This is a genomic window from Paraconexibacter sp. AEG42_29, from assembly GCF_040581415.1.
Taxonomy (GTDB): Bacteria; Actinomycetota; Thermoleophilia; order Solirubrobacterales; family Solirubrobacteraceae; genus Paraconexibacter.
In genome coordinates this window covers 4,242,627-4,259,001 of sequence record NZ_CP114014.1, presented here as the reverse complement: position 1 = coordinate 4,259,001, position 16,375 = coordinate 4,242,627, and the positions used below count along the sequence as shown (strand labels likewise).

Annotated in this window: 15 protein-coding genes; 3 read left to right on the top strand and 12 right to left on the bottom strand. The window is 73.8% G+C overall.

The annotated features are described in order from the left end of the window. Positions 1–36 precede the first annotated feature (36 nt). From DSM112329_RS20635 to DSM112329_RS20585, 11 genes are all read right to left on the bottom strand, one after another. The gene (locus DSM112329_RS20635) at positions 37–486 is read right to left on the bottom strand and encodes an FdtA/QdtA family cupin domain-containing protein (RefSeq protein WP_354702509.1); all 450 of its coding nucleotides are present in this window, start codon (positions 484–486) and stop codon (positions 37–39) included. Between the two features lie 666 nt (positions 487–1,152). After that, positions 1,153–1,356, bottom strand: coding sequence for a cold-shock protein (locus tag DSM112329_RS20630; RefSeq protein WP_354698442.1), 204 nt, complete (start codon positions 1,354–1,356; stop codon positions 1,153–1,155). Between the two features lie 186 nt (positions 1,357–1,542). Beyond that, positions 1,543–2,178 carry a rhomboid family intramembrane serine protease gene (locus DSM112329_RS20625; protein WP_354698441.1) on the bottom strand — a complete coding sequence of 212 codons (636 nt, stop codon included), beginning with the start codon at positions 2,176–2,178 and terminating at the stop codon, positions 1,543–1,545. Between the two features lie 49 nt (positions 2,179–2,227). Beyond that, on the bottom strand, positions 2,228–4,189 hold the full coding sequence (locus DSM112329_RS20620) for an acyl-CoA dehydrogenase (RefSeq protein WP_354698440.1): 1,962 nt from the start codon (positions 4,187–4,189) through the stop codon (positions 2,228–2,230). A 71-nt stretch (positions 4,190–4,260) separates the two neighbouring features. Continuing rightward, a complete protein-coding gene (locus DSM112329_RS20615) occupies positions 4,261–4,560 on the bottom strand; it encodes an AzlD domain-containing protein (RefSeq protein WP_354698439.1) in 300 nt (99 codons plus the stop codon). Continuing rightward, entirely contained in the window at positions 4,557–5,309 is a 753-nt protein-coding gene (locus DSM112329_RS20610) for an AzlC family ABC transporter permease (RefSeq protein WP_354698438.1), read from the bottom strand. Before DSM112329_RS20610 ends, DSM112329_RS20615 begins: the two co-directional genes overlap by 4 nt. Before the next feature lie 81 nt (positions 5,310–5,390). Continuing rightward, entirely contained in the window at positions 5,391–6,317 is a 927-nt protein-coding gene (locus DSM112329_RS20605) for a hypothetical protein (protein WP_354698437.1), read from the bottom strand. A gap of 82 nt (positions 6,318–6,399) precedes the next feature. Further along, positions 6,400–8,562: a DEAD/DEAH box helicase gene (locus DSM112329_RS20600; protein ID WP_354698436.1), complete on the bottom strand. Its 2,163-nt coding sequence runs from the start codon at positions 8,560–8,562 to the stop codon at positions 6,400–6,402. An 80-nt stretch (positions 8,563–8,642) separates the two neighbouring features. Continuing rightward, a complete protein-coding gene (locus DSM112329_RS20595) occupies positions 8,643–8,957 on the bottom strand; it encodes a hypothetical protein (RefSeq protein WP_354698435.1) in 315 nt (104 codons plus the stop codon). 95 nt (positions 8,958–9,052) lie between these two features. Next, positions 9,053–10,273 carry a hypothetical protein gene (locus tag DSM112329_RS20590; RefSeq protein ID WP_354698434.1) on the bottom strand — a complete coding sequence of 407 codons (1,221 nt, stop codon included), beginning with the start codon at positions 10,271–10,273 and terminating at the stop codon, positions 9,053–9,055. Next, positions 10,270–11,445: an ATP-binding protein gene (locus DSM112329_RS20585; protein ID WP_354698433.1), complete on the bottom strand. Its 1,176-nt coding sequence runs from the start codon at positions 11,443–11,445 to the stop codon at positions 10,270–10,272. The genes DSM112329_RS20590 and DSM112329_RS20585 overlap by 4 nt, the downstream gene beginning before the upstream one ends. Before the next feature lie 97 nt (positions 11,446–11,542). On the opposite strand from DSM112329_RS20585, the gene DSM112329_RS20580 reads away from it, so the two are divergent. Then, on the top strand, positions 11,543–12,730 hold the full coding sequence (locus tag DSM112329_RS20580) for an FAD-dependent oxidoreductase (RefSeq protein WP_354698432.1): 1,188 nt from the start codon (positions 11,543–11,545) through the stop codon (positions 12,728–12,730). Positions 12,731–12,822: 92 nt separating this feature from the next. On the opposite strand, the gene DSM112329_RS20575 is transcribed toward DSM112329_RS20580, so the two are convergent. Beyond that, positions 12,823–12,999, bottom strand: coding sequence for a hypothetical protein (locus DSM112329_RS20575; RefSeq protein ID WP_354698431.1), 177 nt, complete (start codon positions 12,997–12,999; stop codon positions 12,823–12,825). 117 nt (positions 13,000–13,116) lie between these two features. On the opposite strand from DSM112329_RS20575, the gene DSM112329_RS20570 reads away from it, so the two are divergent. Both DSM112329_RS20570 and DSM112329_RS20565 read left to right on the top strand, forming a co-directional pair. Further along, on the top strand, positions 13,117–15,072 hold the full coding sequence (locus tag DSM112329_RS20570; protein ID WP_354698430.1) for a hypothetical protein: 1,956 nt from the start codon (positions 13,117–13,119) through the stop codon (positions 15,070–15,072). Continuing rightward, positions 15,069–16,325: an SMP-30/gluconolactonase/LRE family protein gene (locus tag DSM112329_RS20565; protein WP_354698429.1), complete on the top strand. Its 1,257-nt coding sequence runs from the start codon at positions 15,069–15,071 to the stop codon at positions 16,323–16,325. Before DSM112329_RS20570 ends, DSM112329_RS20565 begins: the two co-directional genes overlap by 4 nt. Positions 16,326–16,375: the final 50 nt, after the last annotated feature.

The window sequence follows — 16,375 nt, the reverse complement described above, 5'->3', positions numbered from 1 at the left end:
CCGACCGCGAGGACCGGAGGCACGAGGTCCTGCCCTTCAGGCCGCGTCGGCCTGCGCGCGTTCGGCGCCGGCCGCGGCGACGAACGTGGCATGGTCGCGGATGTAGTCGTCCTCCTCGTACGGAGCCGACGCCAGGACCAGGCATACCCCGCCGGAGGAGAAGTTGTCGAGCTCGCGCCAGGTCATCCGCGGGACGTAGAGCCCGTGGTAGGAGCGGTTCAGGAAGAAGCGCTCTTGGTGCACGCCGTCGTCGACGCCGACGTCGAACGACCCGGCCGCCGCGATGATGAGCGCCTGCAGGTGGTGGTGCGCGTGCCCGCCGCGCGACGTGCCGCCGGGGACGTCGTACAGGTAGTAGACGCGGGCGATGTCGAACGGGATGTGGTCGGACCCCTCGACGAACGTGAGGTTCCCGCGCGGGTCGGCGATCCGCGGCAGGTCGACGATGCGGCAGCCGGTCCGGCCGGAGCGCGTGTTGACGCGCACGTCCTCCAGACGGCGGCCCTGCGGGTGCGGCGCGCGCCGGTCGACGCCTGCGAGGTACGGCTCGACGGGGATCAGCGGTGCCACGCCCTGGGTGGTCGGCAGATGGGCCCGAGGCTTGAAAGGCGTAATTCGTTGCAGGCATCACCGCTCTTCGCGCGGACAGGGCGGTGATGCTCGCGTGGGTGGGTAGGTGGCGCTGACGCCGAGGACCGTCGCGGTCGTGGCGGCTGTGGGAACGGCGGGCCGGGACGGGGTCGGCGCTTGCCTGCCGCAACGGCCGGGTCCCGGGGCGCGAGCCTGGTAGCCGTCCGCTGTCAGGTTGTGCACCTCATCATGGGCAGAACCTGACAGCGGGTGTGGCCGGCGCCACCGGCCAGCCGCCGAGCGTCGGTCCTGCCCCCACTGGCAGGGCACGACGGATGTTCGACCCTGCGGGGCAGGCCATGACCAGACCGCCCGCCACCCCCGGCACCACATCCCCACTTCGCACCGAAAGCAGCGACATGGTGCTGCCCACACCCCGCGGGGACGCGGCGCCGAACAGGAGATTCCGGTACGGCGTCCCGCGCGCGGTCCGCCCGGGGCCGGAAACGACAACCGCCCCCGGCACACGAGGTGCCGGGGGCGGTCGGTCCTGCAAAGTTGACGGGCTAGCCCGTCAGCGCTTTAGACAGACTGAACGTTGACAGCCTTGGGGCCCTTCTCGCCGGGCTCCGCGTCGTACGAGACGCGTGCACCCTCGGCGAGGGAGCGGTAGCCGTCGGCGATGATCGCCGAGTGATGGACGAACAGGTCCTTGCCGGACTCATCGGGAGTGATGAAGCCGAAGCCCTTGTCGTCGCTGAACCACTTGACGGTTCCAGTAGCCATGATGTGTTGATCCTCCGCGGGTCTTTGTGTTCGTGCTGCGTTCGCGGAGGTGCTTTGAGGCGACGACTGCGTGCGCTGACACTGCTATTTGCCGGGTCGGTTGACCCAGCCCGAAGGGCAAGCGTAGCAGCGGGGCCGCCCTCTGTGGGGATGGCCACTGAATGCTTACACCGCAGCGGTTTCTCGTTACAGCGCTGACCGGGTCGCGAGCCGTCGGTCTGCGCGTGGGGCGCGGGGCTCGCGCTGGTCCAGGAAGCGTGCCGCGACGACGCCGCCGACCCCGCCGAAGAAGTGCCCCTGCCAGCTGATGCCGTCCTGCGGGACCAGGCCGCCGGCGAGGGTCGTCCCGTAGATGAACCCGACCACGACCCCGATGGCCAGGTGCAGCCAGCTGCGGCTGAACAGGCCGCGGAAGATGAGGTAGGCGGCGAACCCGAAGACCAGGCCGCTGGCGCCGATGTGCAGCGTGTTGGCCGGGGCGACGAGCCACGTGCCCAGGCCGCCGACGAGCCCGACGATGCCGGCGACGATGGCCACGCGGGCCGCGCCACCGAGCGCGATCGTCACGCCGAGCACGGCGAACGGGATGCTGTTGCCGAACAGATGGCTGAAGTCCGCGTGCAGGAACGGTGCCGCGACGACGCCCTCGAGCCCGTCCAGCTGCCGGGGCTCGATGCCGAAGCGCTCGAGCCGGCCGTCGTCCAGGCTGTCGATGATCTCGACGACCCACATGACCGCAAGCAGCGCGAACACGAGCAGGATCCCCTGCTTGCGCGGGTCCGCCGGCTTGTCGGCGGGCGTTGGGTGCAGTGAGGTCGACACGCCCTGAAGGGTGGCAGACGCGGGTTAGGCGCGGGTGAAGCGCGCCGGGCTAGAGGCCGGGGACGCGGTCGTCTTGATCCATGACGCCGATCGGCGCACGCAGGACGCTGTCCGGGATCGCGAACGCGTCGACCAGCGCACCGGCGTCGGCCCGGACCTCGTTCAGCAGCCGGTTCACGGTCCGCGTGATGGTCTTCGATCGGGACGGGGACAGGCGGCCGTGCTCGAGGAACCAGGCGCGGTCGGCTTCGATGGTGCACAGCAGGTGCAGATCACAGAGCCGCTCGAGGAACGGCTTCAGCGCCGGGTCGGGACACGCGGCGACGCGGGCCGCGAAGGCCACGGCGATCCGCGACTCGATGTAGGCGCGCGCCGCGGCGAGGACGTGGTCCTGGCACGCGCGGAACACCTCGAACGGGGCGTGGCCCTCGTCGATGCCGCGCTTCAGGCGCCGGGCGACGGACGCCAGCACGCGCTCGGCGCGGTAGCGCAGGACGTCCAGCTGCTCGTCGCGGTCCAGCAGCTCGCTGTCGTCCTCGCCGCGGGCGGGGACGACGGCGTCGACGAGCGTCTGCGCGACCTGCCGCAGCGCGGTCTTCTCCAGCACGTCCTTGAGCGCGGTGCCCGCCACGAAGCCGACGAGGCCGAGCGGGTCCAGGTCCCCGAACTGGTGCTTGTACCCGGTGATCAGCGACTTGCCGACCAGCTGCAGCAGGACGGTGTTGTCGCCTTCGAAGGTCGTGAAGATCTCGCTGTCGCCCTTGAGCGACGCGAAGCGGTTCTCGGTCAGGTACCCGAGCCCGCCGCAGGCCTCGCGGGACGCCTGGACGGCCGCGGTGCAGTGCCAGCTCGCCAGCGCCTTCAGCCCGGCGGCGTGGGCCTCGAGCTCGCGCCGCGCGAGGTCCCCGACGTCGTCGTTGCCGAACGCGGCGTCGAGCTCGGCGACCAGCTGCTCCTGCGCGGCGTGCAGCGCGTACGTGCGGGCGAGCAGCGGCAGCAGCCGGCGCTGGTGCGTGCGGTAGTCCAGGAGCAGGATCTCCTCGCCGTCCGGGCTGGTGAACTGCCGGCGGCGGAGCGCGTGCCGGACCGCGATCGTCAGCGCGTTCTTGCTGACGCTGACGGATGCGCCGCCGATGCTCACACGGCCCTGGACGAGCGTGCCGAGCATCGTGAAGAAGCGGCGATCGGGGTTCTCGATCGGGCTGCTGTAGGTGCCGTCGGCCGACACGGAGGCGAAGCGGTCCAGGAGCGCCTCGCGCGGGACACGGACCTCGTCGAACCACAGGCGGCCGTTGTCGACGCCCTGAAGGCCCATCTTGTCGCCGCAGTCGTCGATGCGCACGCCGGCGGCCGGGGTGCCGTCCGCGCCGCGGATGGGGACGACCAAGGCGTGGACGCCGTGCGACTCCTCGGCGTCGGGCGTGATGAGCTGGGCGAAGACGACGGCCACGCGCCCGTGGCTCGCCGCGTTGCCGATCCACTCCTTGTGCGCCCCGTCGTGGGGGGTGTGGACGACGAACTCCTGGGTGGCGGCGTCGTAGGTCGCGGTGGTGTGGACGTTCTGCACGTCCGACCCGTGGGCCGACTCGGACATCGCGAAGCAGCCGGGAATGCTCAGGTCGAGGACGCCGCGCAGGTACTCGTCGTGATGGCGCTCGGTCCCCAGCTGCAGGATCGCGCCGCCGAACAGCCCGAACTGCACGCCGGACTTGACGAGCAGGGACAGGTCGCCGTGGGCCAGCGTCTCGAACGACGCGATCGAGCCGCCGATGTTGCCCTCGCCGCCGTAGCGGCGCGGGAACCCCAGCGCCGTCTGGCCGGACTGCCCGAGCTCGGTTGTCCAGCGCAGGACGAGCTCGCGGTACTCCGCGCGCGTGATCCCGTCGGCCTGGGCGAGGTCCATCGACTCCAGGCGGCTGCGGACCTGCTCGCGGATCTCGCGGTGCTCGCCGTCCAGCCAGCGCCGCAGCGCCTCGACGTCGGGCAGGGACCCCACTGCAACAGTGCTCATGCGGTCGATCATCCCCCGCCGCGGGATCCTTGAACAGTCCTGGCGCGGGCGCCGCGCCCCGCGGTGCGGGGTCAGATCGCGCGCAGGCCGGCCGTCACGCCGGCCGCCACCGCGACGGTCACCATGATCGACGCGCCCCGCCAGAGGGCCACACCCGCCGCGGCGACGCCGGCCGTGTCCTCCCCGATGCCCACCTGCTCGCCGTCCGCGAGCGCCTGGGTGACGACCAGCGCCGCCAGCAGCGCGGGGGCCAGCAGCGTGACCACCCCGATCACGCGGGGCGACAGGTCCCGGCCGCCCAGCGCGAACGGTCCGATGCCCTTGATCAGCGCCGTGACCAGCGCACACGCAGCGATGATCTCCCAGATCATCGCCCGTCCTCCGCGCCGTCGGTCACCGGAAGGACGGCCGCCGGCTCGGGGCCCGGCCGCAGGCCGATGATCGCCGCTGCGCTCGCGGCGAGCACCGGGACGCCGGCCGGGGCGATCGGGACCAGGGCCAGGGCGATGACGCTCCCGGCGAGCGCGACTCCGCGCGAGCGCCGGTCGCGGAGCTCGGACACCAGCAGGGCGAGGAAGAACGCGGGGTAGACCGCGTCCAGGCCGAGCCGATCCGGATCGCCGATCACCGAACCGCCCAGGGCACCGATCACGGTCCCGCCGACCCAGCTGACGTACTGGACGGACGTGGCGCCGAACAGGAACCAGCGGTCGAAGCGGCCCTCGCCCTGGTTGGCCATCGCCCACGACGCGTCGACCACCGTCTGCCCCTGGGCCGCGCGCGACCAGCGCCCGCCCGCCAGCGACGGCCCGAGCGCGATGCCCATCGGCAGGAATCGTGAGTTCATCAGCGCCGCAGCGCTCACCGCCGCGCCGAAGCCCCCGCCCGCCGCGATGATCGAGACGACGGTGAACTGCGCCGAGCCGGCGAAGACGATCGCCGACATGACGATCGCCGCGACCGCGGAGAAGCCGGCCTCGCGCGCCAGCACCCCGAAGGAGATCGACAGCGCGCTGCCCGCGATCGCGTAGGGGACGCCCGCCTTCATCCCGGCGCGCCAGGAGGCGGCCCGGGCGGCGTGCGCGGCCGCGGCGGTAGTGGGGGTGGCAGGGTCGCGCACGGTCCTCAGACTGGCAGACGCCGCGCGCGTCCCGTATGACAACTCCGGCCGTCGCCCATCAGCGCAGCTGATGGCCCGAGGTCAGCTGACCTTCCGCGTGATCCGGCCGTCGCGATCCCCGGTGTAGTGGCCCCCGCCGTCCTTCAGGAACAGCGACCAGACCTGCCCGGGGAGGATTCCGAGCGCCACCACGTAGTCGACGCTCGAGACCGGCCGGCCGGCGCGTTCGGCGGCGCTCCGCGCGAGCCGGAACGGCGCCGACCGCACCAGCGAGTCCAGGCGGATCAGCCCGGGGCCCGGCGGCCCGGCCGGGACCGTGCCAAGCACCGTGCGCCGGCCCTGCCAGGTGACCTGCACGATCTTCTGCCGGCCGTCCGGCGTCACGAGGATCCCGTCGATCCGGTCCGCGGCCACGCGGAGCGTCCGGGCGCGGGCGCCCTCGGCCCGCAGGATCCGCAGCGCGTCCGCGAAGTTCGACTTCAGCAGCAGCGAGCCCTTCCCGAAGCCGACGGGCGGGGTCTGCGGCGCCGCCGGCGACTCCCGCGCGGACGGCGCCGCGGGCGGCAGGGCCGGGAGGGACGGCACCGTGAAGCTGCCGAACCCGGTGGTGATGGCCCGCCGGGTGTCCTGCACGCGATCGGAGGCCTCGTCCACGAGGGCGGTGATCCCGAAGACCGCGGCCATGACGACGCCGACGGTCAGCAGCACACCCAGCGCCGGCGAGACCAGCCCGCGACGGCGCGGACCCGGTGCCGGTCGGCCGGGGCGTCCCGGCGGAGGCGGTGGCAAGGGCGGGCGCAGGTCACCGGCCGACGGGCCCGGCGCGCCGGAGAACGGACCCGACGCACCGGTGAACGGGTCGGGCGGCGCGCCGAACGGGTCGGGCGCGCCGCCGAACGGGTCGCGCGTCCCGCCGCCCGACCGGCCGGACACCGACGCCGACGCTCCGGTCCCGCCGTCCGGAGCGTCGTCGTCGATCTCGTTGCCGAATGCGTCCCGTCGCCCCATGCCGCCGCCGACCGTACTCCGCGCGGCGACCGTTGTCGCGTGCCTGAGAGCGGTGTGAGACCGGCCCCGGGCGAGGGCCGGTTCAGCCCGCGGCGCGCAGGTGGCGCAGCGGGCGCTCGCGCAGGTCGGCGACGAGGTCGTCGACCAGGCCGCCCGACAGCGCGCGGTCCCCGTCGGTCACCGCGCCCACCGTCGAGCGCTTGGCCTCGAGCAGCTGCGCGATGGTCTCGTCGATCGACTCGGCCGCCAGCAGGTACCAGGCGGTCACGGCGTCGTGCTGGCCGATGCGGTGGCAGCGGTCCTCGGCCTGGTCGTGCATGGCGGGCGTCCACTCGAGCTCCAGGAAGCAGACGTTCGAGGCACGCGTGAGCGTCAGGCCCTGACCCGCGACGGGCGTCGAGCAGATCAGCAGCTGCGGCCCGGTCCCGTTCTGGAACGCCGTGACGGCGGCGTCGCGGGCCTTGGCCGAGTCGCGGCCGACCAGGTGCAGCGCGTCGGGGAAGTGCCGGCGCACGGCGTCCAGCACCTCGACGTGGCGGGCGAAGACGACGAGCGGCTCGCCGTGCTCGAGGAAGTCGGCGATCCACACGACCGCGGCAGCGAGCTTGCCGCGGGCGGCCAGGCGCTTGAGCGTCCCGATCTGCGCCAGGCGCTCGGCCCGCAGCGTGGCGGAGATCTTCGCGTTCAGCTCGTCGAGCTCCAGGGGCTGGGACCGCAGCCACTCGATGACCGAGTCCTCGGCCACGCGGTACTCGCGCTTGTTGGTCAGGGCGACCGGGACGACGACCCGTCGCTTGGCGGGCAGCTGGGGCAGGACCTCGTCCTTCCGGCGCCGGACGAAGCAGCGCCGGCGCAGGTGCCAGTGCAGCCGCTCCTCGCTGAGGTTGCCCTCGAACTGGCGCGAGAACGACGCGCCCGATCCGAAGTCCGACAGCCGCCCGATCACGCGCAGCTGCGAGATCAGCTCCTCGGCGTGGTTAAGGACCGGGGTCCCCGTCAGCGCGAGCCGCAGCCCGTCCGCCGGGACGGCCTCGGCCAGCCGGCGCACGGCCTGGGTGCGCTTGGCCCGCGGGTTCTTGCAGTGGTGGGACTCGTCGACGATCAGCGCGCGCGGCCGCCGCCGGGAGAGCGCCTCGCGGTGCGCGGCGACGATCTCGTAGTTGAGGATCACGATGTCCGCCTCGGGCGGGACGGCGCCACGCCCGTTGACGATGGCCACGGTGCGATGGGGCAGCCAGTGACCGGCCTCGCGCTCCCAGACCAGCTTCAGCGAGGCGGGGGCGACGACCAGCGCCGGGTAGGCGTCGTCGGCCTCGAGCGTCGCGAGCGCCTGGACCGTCTTGCCGAGGCCCTGCTCATCGGCGAGGAACGCCCGCCGCGCCTCCAGCAGATAGCGGACGCCCGCCCACTGGAACGGCCGCAGCTCCCCGCCGAGGCGCTCGGCGACACCGTCGATCGGATCCGCGGTCCGTGCCTTGGATCGCGCGATCGCCGCCTGCGCCTCGTCGCGCTCGAGCCGGAGCTCGCGCAGCGCGTCCGACGCCATGCCGTCGACCTCGATCCGGTGCAGGGCGAGGAACGGCTCCAGGCCCTCCAGCACCCACGGGTCCAGCGGCAGGGTGCGGGTGCTCTCCAGGACGCCGGGCAGCCGCTCGAACGCGGCGCCGGCGTCGGTGTCCCAGAGGACGTCGAGCTTGAGCGCGGGCCCGTCGACCCCGCCCGCCATCTTCAGGGCGCCCGGCGGGACGTCCAGGCCGGTCAGGACACGCTGGGCGCAGCGCACCGCCGGCGCCTCGAAGCGGGCGCCGTGCATCGCCTGCAGGCTCTCGGTGACCTCGACGGTCAGCGGTGCCCGCAGGCGTCCGTCCGGGTGCGGGACGGCCACCGACGCGACCTCCTCGGGCAGCTTCCCGGCACGGGTGGTCAGCGTGTACGCGCCGCCACCGTCACCGGCGGGCGCGGCCGAGACGATCCCGATCCACCGGCGCTCGGTCTCGCTGAGCCACGCGACGACCTCCGGCGAGCACTGCAGCTCCGGGAAGCGCTCGACGATCTCGGCCACGTGGACCGCGACCCAGTCCCCGACCGGCGCGAGCCACTCCTTGGTGTCCCAGTCGAAGCGCCGCCCCGGGATCGAGCGTGCGGCGTTGACGATCTGCGCGTCGTACGGGAACGCCAGCACGACCCACGTCCCGCCCGGCCCGTCGCGCAGGGCGACGTTGTCGAGGGGCGGGACGGCTTCCACGCCCCCAATGTAGATGCCCGCCCGGGCAGCGCGGTCTGCGCCGCGGCTCGAGGCGACCGCGCGATCGGGATCCGCCGGGCTCAGCCGGCGAACGCGAGGTTGTCGCGGTCGTGCGGATCGACCCGCACGTCGTAGCGCGCGCCGGCGGCGTACGGCGTGGTGTCCGTCCCGCCGATCGGGACGCTGAGCGTGGTGGTGTAGCGCTCGCGTCCGGTGACGGACACCTCGAGCTCGAGGTCCAGGACCACGTTGCCGGCCAGGCGGGTCCCGGTGTCCCGGACCCGGTGGATGGTGGCGCTGCCCGCGATCCCCTCGGCCCACAGGCGGCGCATCTCGGCGCCGCGGGCGTTCAGCGCCGCGGTCTCGGCAGCGGCCGGCCTGGGGTCGTCGGACATCGGGGCACTCCTGGATCGTGAGGACGGGACGGCGTCCTCGACCCTACGTCGCCGGCCGCCGCCCGCCGTCTCCTATCGGTCTCACACCGCGGCGGTCACGGACCGAACGCCGGCGGCCGCGGGTCGATGAGCTCCCACGCGAGCGTCGACCAGCCGAAGTCGTGCGCGCCCATGCCGGCCCCGGTCCCCGGCTCGTAGTACTCGCGGAACCCCTCCCGGGCGATCGTCGCCCGCAGCCGCTCCGCCATCCGGTCGGCGAGGTCGTCGCGGCCGCGGCGGCGCAGCCCCAGCGCGACCAGCCAGGCCGAGTTCACCCAGCTCGGTCCGCGCCAGTGGCGGTGGCGGCCCCACCACGTCTCGCGGTCCGAGAAGGCCGGATCGTCCAGGGCGACGGCCGCGAGCGGGACGCCGACCGCGAACCGCGGCGCCTCCAGGACCTCCGCGATGAGCCGCTCGGCGATCGCGTCCGGGAGGTCCGGCAGCGCGAGCGGCGCGAGCGTGTCCCAGGTGGCCGGCCGCGCCGGGCCGGGGGTGGGGTGCACCGCGCCGCGCACGTCGTCGTAGAAGCGGCCGGCCGCGTCGTCCCACAGGCGGTCGACGAGGACGCCGGTCAGCGACGGCCGGCCCAGCGCCTGCTCGCTGAGCGACCAGATGACGTTCGTCAGGACCTCGCAGACCACCGGCCGCCCGGCGGCGGCCACGCGCCGCGCGTCGAACCCGTGCCGGCGGTTGGCATGGATCAGCGACGGGAACAGCATCCGGCCCTGCGCGCGCAGGCCCCAGACGTGGTCGAACTTCGGCGAGGCGTCCATCCCCGACTCGTCGGGCTGGATGAGCCACAGCAGCCCGTCCCCGTCGAGGTCGCGGTTCGCGCGCAGCCACGCGTGGTGACGCTCGAGCAGCGGCGCGGCCACGGGGTCCGCGGCCGGGTCGCCCAGCGCCCGCGCCCAGGCCCAGGCGATGATCGGCGGCTGGATCGTCGACGTCATCAGGTCGGCGCGCGAGGCGATGTTGTAGCGGACGGCCCGGCCGAGGTCGAGCGGCTGACCCCACAGGACCGTGTGTCCGATGAAGCCGTCGTCGCGCAGCGCGCCGAGCAGCGTCAGCAGCTCCGCGCGCGAGCGGTCCTCGTCGTAGCGGGCGCGCACGATCGCGTGGAAGCACGAGTCCCAGTACCACTGCCACGGGTAGCTGCGCGGGCTCGGGACGCTGAAGGCGTAGTGCAGGCCGCGGTAGTCGCCCTCCTTCCAGTTGCCCTCCAGCAGGGCGCGCGCGGCGCCGGGCAGGTCGAAGCCGTCGGACACCTCGATGCTCATGCCCCCGGGGCGGCGTCGGCGACCAGGATGGCGACGCGGGTGCCGCCGTGCGGCTGCGGGTGCAGGGAGAGCGTGCCGCCGACCGCCTCCAGCCGGGCCGCGGCGGACGCGATGCCGACCGTCCCCTCCGGATAGCCGTCCGACGGCGGCGGCGGGCCGTCGTCGGTGACGGTGAGGTGGACCGCGGAGCCGTCGCGGCGCAGCTCGATGGCGACCCGCCGGATCCCGGGGTCGTCCGTCGCGTGGCGGACCAGCTCCCGCGCCACGGCGTACAGCAGATCGTCGTGGGGACCGGAGGCGTCGAGGGCGATCGAGCTGCCGATGAGGACGCTGTCGTTGGCGGCGACACGCTCGACCATCGCCTGCAGCGCCTCCGGGAGACGCGTGCCGGCCAGGGCGCTCGGATCGATGTCGTAGATGGTCGCCCGCACCGCCTGGAGGCCGTTCTGCAGGGCGTCGCGGGCGAACTGGAGCGCGTTCGGGTCGCCGGCGGCGACCTCGTCGAGGTCCTGCCGGGCGGCCAGGATCACCTGCAGCGCCTGGTCGTGCAGCTGTTGGGAGATCCGGCGCCGGTCGCCGGCCTCGAGCTGGGCCGCGTCGACCACCAGGCGCCGGCGGGACGCGGCGAGCTCGCGCAGGTGCTCGGACGTCCGCTCGCGGACCCGCGCGGCGTTGACGCTCAGCACCGACGTGAAGACGAGCGCCCCGATGTAGGTCACCACCGCGCGGCCGTCGCCCTGGTTGATCCCGTCCGTCACGGCGACGCCGCCGCAGGCGATCCAGGTCCACGCGCAGATCTGCCCGATGAACCGCGCCGAGAACGCGAACGTGGCGGTGAAGATCGTCAGCAGGCCGATGTAGGCGATGGGGGAGTCGATGCCGCCCGTGAGCGCCATCGCGACCGCGACCATCCCGATGTCCATGAACAGCAGCTGCGGGAGCGGCAGCTTCGCCCACCGGCCCGAGTAGATGATCCGCAGCTGCCAGAGCTCCAGCGTCATGGCGACGATCGCCAGGACCGCGAACGCGAGCAGGTGCGTCTCGTCGCGCAGGAACCCGGCGATCGCGAGCACGGGAACGGCGACGGCTCGCATGATCGCGATCGCCTTGACGCCGTCCCGCAGCTCAGGGGATGTCCACGGGACCGTGGGGAGGGTGGGTGGAGCCTTCACGTCCGCGGACATCATCCCCCGTGTCGGCAACTTCGGTCGAGATCCGGCGCGTCTGCGTGGGAAGGCACACCGTCCAACGCTCTGACACGATGTCGAAATGGCCGAACGCACAGTTGATGTCCTGCTCATCGGAGGCGGCGTCGCCTCCGCGAACGTTGCAATCACGTTGCGCGAGAACGGGTTCGACGGGTCGATCCTGCTGGTCGGCCGCGAGCTCGATCCGCCCTACCACCGGCCGCCGGTCACCAAGGGCTTCCTGCAGGGCAAGGAGTCCAAGGAGGACGGCTACATCGCGCTGCCGGACGACGTCGAGGTCCTCACGCGGACGTCGGTCATGTCCCTCGACGGCGCGGCGAAGGTCGCGAAGCTCTCGACCAAGGACGAGGTCAGCTTCACGCATGCGGTCGTGGCGACCGGCGCGATGGTCCGCCGCCTGCCGCTCGACGGCGCGAACCTCGACGGGCTCCACTACCTCCGCGCCCCGGGCAACGCCGACGCGCTGCGGGCCGACGCCGAGAAGGCCACCAACGTGGTGATGGTCGGCGGCTCCTACATCGGCTGCGAGACCGCCGCGTCGCTGACCGCGATGGGCAAGTCGTGCACGGTCCTGATGATGGAGGAGCACCCGTTCGACCGGCACTTCGGGACGACGGCCGCGCAGCAGATCCGCTCGGTCCTCGAGGCGAACGGCGTCACCGTCCGCGGGGGCGTCGACGTGGAGGCGTTCGTGGGTGAAGGCGAGGCGGTCGAGGGCGTCCAGCTCGCCGGCGGCGAGGTCGTCCCGGCCGACCTGGTGGTCGTCGGCGTCGGCGCCCAGCCCGACGTCATGCTGGCCCGCAAGAGCGGCCTGCCGATCGGCGACCTGGGCGGCGTCTCCTGCGGCCCCGGCCTCGCGGTGACCGGCTTCGACGGGATCTACGCCGCCGGGGACATGTGCGAGTACGAGTCCACGGTCCACGGCCGGACGCTGCGCGTCGAGCACGAGGAGCACGCGGCGGCGCAGGGCGCGACGGTCGCCCGGGCGATCCTCGGCTCCACCGACCCGCACACCGAGGTCCCCTACTTCTTCAGCGACCTCGCCGACTGGCTGTCGCTCGAGTACGTCGGCCCCGCGGCCGACTGGGACTCGGAGGTCGTCGACGGCTCGGTCGAGGACGGGGCCTACTCGGTCACCTACCTCGACGCGTCCAAGCGGGTCGTGGCGTGCCTGTCGGTCGGCGGCCACGGGGACCTTGACGCGGCCCGCGCGCAGATGGCGTCGGGCGAGCCGGTGGCGTCCGCCTGACGTCGCCGGTCCGCGATGCTGGCCGGCCGGGGAACCCTGGTCGGCTGCTGGTCCTGCAGGGGCGCGCCGCGATGGCGGGCGCGCCGGGACGCCTAGTCCTCGGTGAGGCCCTGGCGGTAGTTCTCGTTCGCTTCCTTCTCGCCGAGGACCTGCGCCACGGCCACGCCGATCAGGACGTGCGCCAGCGCCGGGAAGACCACGAAGAACACGATGACCAGGCCGAGCGTCGAGCGCGTGGCGGTGAGGGCGAGCGTCAGGGCGAGAGACATTGCGGGCCGAACGGTATCGCACGACCGGGCGGCGGTGGCGCCCGGAGCACGCGGAGTGCGGCGGCACGGTCCGGAAAGCCGCGCGACCGCCCGGCCCGGGCTGGTAGCGTCGCCGCCATGGGGGGAGCTTCACGGAGGAAGACCTGTGCTGCGCTGATCGTGCTCGGAGGCCTGCTCGGGGCCGCCGCGCCGGCCGGTGCCGCCTTCGACGCGGGCTACGAGGCGCGCAACTACTCGAAGACGACCGAGCGGGCCGCGCGGCTGACGCTGCTGCCCGACTACCAGCTGCGGCTGCGCGCGATCGGGGTCGACAACGAGCTCCAGGTCGCCCAGATCCTGGCGAACGACGGGCCGCCGACGGGCCGCACCTTCGTGGGTCAGGCCTGCTTCCAGCACCTGGACGCCTGCACCGGGGACGCGCGCCTCTACGACTTCGCCACGAAGAACTACGGCCGCGTCACCCCGATCCTCTTCACCGCCCGCAACGGGGCGACCCTCTCCGGGCACCTCTGGGCGACCGTGGCCGGGCCCGCGAAGCGTCCCGGCGTCGTGATCACCAACGGCTCCGTCCAGGCGCCGGAGGAGCTCTACTGGTTCGCGGCCCAGACGCTCGCCAAGGCGGGCTACGTCGTGATGACGTGGGATCCGCAGGGCCAGGGCTACTCGGACACGATCGGCGCCGGGCCCGACCTGCTCGACGGCGTGCCGTCCCAGACCGGCCAGCCGTTCTACGACGGCACCGAGGACGCGCTCGACTTCTTCACGTCCACCCGGGCGGCGCCGTTCGTGCCGCGCAGGTCGTGCTCGTCGGGGACAGACCACGGCGCGAAGCAGGCGCGACGCGTCGCGGCCGGCCTGAACTCGGCCTACAACCCGATGGCCGAGATCCTCGACCGCTCGCGGATCGGCCTGGTCGGCCACTCGCTCGGCGCCGGCGGGGTGTCGTACATCGGGCAGATCGACCCACGTGTGAAGGCGATCGTCGCCTACGACAACCTCGGGGCGCCCGCCGCGGCTCCGTTCACCTGCAAGAGCGGCTCGAGCGCGCGACCGGCGCCCGCGTTCACCAAGCCGGCGCTCGGGCTCAGCGGCGACTACGGGCTGCTGCCGACGCCGAACACGCAGGAGCCCGAGCCGCTCGCGAAGTCGAAGGGCTCCAAGACGCTGTCGGCGGCCGGGGTCGACACGGCGGAGCTCGTCATCCGCGGCGGCACCCACTTCGAGTTCGCCTTCATCCCGAACCCGGTCTTCGGCGCCTCGCTCCGGGGCGAGGACCTGACGAGCTGGTACACGACCGCGTGGCTCGACAAGTACGTGAAGGGCGGCGACCCGACGGCGGACGCGCGGCTGCTGACCGACCGCTGGCGCAGCGACGCGCCGAGCGCGGAGATCGACCCCGACAAGGACGGCAACGTCTTCTCGCGCTACTACCGCTCGCGCGTTGACATCCGCACGGACGCCGGCAAGCGGGTGCTGTGCGAGGACGTCCGGCCCGCGGGCTGCCCCGGGTTCGGCCCGGACGGCGAGAAGGTGCCCTACTCGTCCCTGGCCGCCATCCGCCGCGTCGACGCCGTGGCCGCGCCGGGCACGCCGGCGTCGCTGTCGGGGGTCTCGTCGCTGAAGGCCGCGGGCTCGTCGGGGACGCCGGTCGGCGCCTCGGGTGCGGCGGCCACCGCGCCCACGGCGCAGCCCTGCCGGGACGTCGCCGCCCCCGTGTCGCGCATCACGCGCGCACGGACGACGATCAGCCGGCGGAGCCTGACCGTCCGCGGGACGGCGCGGGACAGCGGCTGCGACGAGGTTCCCGGCGCCCTGGTCCGGATCGCGGTGGCCGTCGCCCGCGTCGACGGTCGCCTCTGCCGCTTCCTGCAGCCGAGCGGCACGTTCTCCAAACGCCGCGCCTGCTCGCACAACGCGTACCTCGGCGCCCGCGGCACGTCCACCTGGACGTTCGCCCGGCGGCTGCCGCTGCCCCGCGGGACGTACCGCCTGGCGGTACGCGGCGCTGACGCGGCCGGCAACGTGGAGCGCCGGCGCGCCGGGCGCACGACGCTGACCCTGCGCCTGAAGTGAGCCGGCTGTCCGTGCCGGTCCTGACGCATCGGCCGCGCCGGCGGGGTGTGGCCCTCGCCGGCGTCCTGGCCGGACTCGTCGGCGCGCTGGTCGCCGCCCCGTCCGCGTCCGCCGTACCGGACTGCGCGACGCCGCTGCCGGCGGTCGTCCCGGTCCTGGCCGGTCAGGGCTCGCTCGAGTCGGTGATCGTGGACGGGGGCGGGCGGCTCTTCTACACCGACACCACCGCGAAGGCGCTCATGCGCCTGGACGAGCCGGGCGCAGCGCCGGTCGTGGTCCGCGCCGGGATCGAGGCCCCCGGTGGCCTGGCGTTCGACGCCGACGGCCGCCACCTGTTCGTCGGGCAGGGCGACTCGCTCGCGGGCGGGCTGACCGGGAACCTGGCGCCGGCCGCGTCGCTGCTGCGCGTGGACGTCGACAGCGGGCAGGCAACGGTCTTCGCCACCGGGCTGCGGATGGCGAACGGCCTCGTCCGCGCAGCCGACGGCACGCTCTACGCGTCCACCGACCTGGGCACCTCGCTCGACCGGATCGCGCCCGACGGCGGACTCCGGCGCGACTGGGCGAGCGTGATCTCCGGCAACGGCCTGGCGATCGACCGGGCGCAGCGGTCCCTGTTCGTGAACCAGACGTTCGTGCCGGCTCAGATCTCCCGGATCGACCTGGCCGACCCGCGCCGCGTCTCCACCTACTTCCGTGCGCCCGCCGACCTGGCCGCCGGGCTGGACGGCATGGCGATCGACCCGGCCGACCGCCTGGTCGTCGCCGCGAACCTGACCGGCGAGGTCTGGCGGATCGACACCGACGGCACGGGCTGCGCGCTGGGCCGCGGGCTGGTCAGCACGAGCGCGGTCGCGTACGGGCAGGGCGCCCGGGGCTTCTCGGCCGGCCGCCTGTTCGCCGTCGGCTTCGACGGGAAGGTCGTGGAGGTGCCGGGCGGCCGGCTCGCGCCGCAGGCTGCGCCCCCCGCCGCGGTGCCGGGGCCGGCCGTGCGGCCGATCCGTGCCCCGCGCCTGACGCTGCAGCCCGCGGCCGCCCGCGTGCGCGGCGGGTTCGTGGCCTTCGTGCCGCGCCTGACCCGTGGTGGCGCCAAGGGGCGCCGGGTCGCCGCGACGCTGCGCATCGGCGGGCGCACGCTGCGCACGGGTCGTCCGGTCCGGCTGCGCGTGGGTCCGGGGGCGACCCGACTGACCGTCCGCTTCACGGTTGCCGGCGACGGCTACCAGCGCACGATCCGCCTGCTGCGCCGGTGACCGGACCCGTCAGGCGGCGATCGTCAGGGACCGGGTGCTCCAGCGCTCGT

Coding starts and splice junctions, on each gene's coding strand:
- DSM112329_RS20630 (WP_354698442.1), bottom strand. CDS start 1,356: ATGGCTACTGGAACCGTCAAGTGGTTCAGCGACGACAAGGGCTTCGGC.
- DSM112329_RS20620 (WP_354698440.1), bottom strand. CDS start 4,189: ATGAGCACTGTTGCAGTGGGGTCCCTGCCCGACGTCGAGGCGCTGCGG.
- DSM112329_RS20615 (WP_354698439.1), bottom strand. CDS start 4,560: ATGATCTGGGAGATCATCGCTGCGTGTGCGCTGGTCACGGCGCTGATC.
- DSM112329_RS20605 (WP_354698437.1), bottom strand. CDS start 6,317: ATGGGGCGACGGGACGCATTCGGCAACGAGATCGACGACGACGCTCCG.
- DSM112329_RS20595 (WP_354698435.1), bottom strand. CDS start 8,957: ATGTCCGACGACCCCAGGCCGGCCGCTGCCGAGACCGCGGCGCTGAAC.
- DSM112329_RS20590 (WP_354698434.1), bottom strand. CDS start 10,273: ATGAGCATCGAGGTGTCCGACGGCTTCGACCTGCCCGGCGCCGCGCGC.
- DSM112329_RS20580 (WP_354698432.1), top strand. CDS start 11,543: ATGGCCGAACGCACAGTTGATGTCCTGCTCATCGGAGGCGGCGTCGCC.
- DSM112329_RS20575 (WP_354698431.1), bottom strand. CDS start 12,999: ATGTCTCTCGCCCTGACGCTCGCCCTCACCGCCACGCGCTCGACGCTC.
- DSM112329_RS20570 (WP_354698430.1), top strand. CDS start 13,117: ATGGGGGGAGCTTCACGGAGGAAGACCTGTGCTGCGCTGATCGTGCTC.